Source organism: Pseudoflavonifractor sp. BSD2780061688st1 E11 (assembly GCF_005844125.1).
GTDB classification, from domain to species: domain Bacteria; phylum Bacillota; class Clostridia; order Lachnospirales; family Lachnospiraceae; genus Sellimonas; species Sellimonas catena.
The window spans coordinates 1-213 of the sequence record NZ_SPHM01000001.1 but is presented as its reverse complement, the minus strand read 5'-3'; positions in this window follow the sequence as shown (position 1 = coordinate 213).

The following is a 213-nucleotide window of genomic DNA, read 5'->3' as shown; positions in this document are numbered from 1 at the left end:
TCTTCCATATATATTCTCAGCTTCTGGATAGTATCCATCTGATTGTACCCCCTATCTAAAATGTATATTTATATTATCACTATTCATTTATGATTGTCAACCTGACAACAAACATTTTGTCATGTTTTTTTATATTACTGAACTGAAAAGTTTATTTCCACTTTAAATGGGCTAAAGTGGATTTTAGTCTTACGCTTATTTCTACTTCCATTC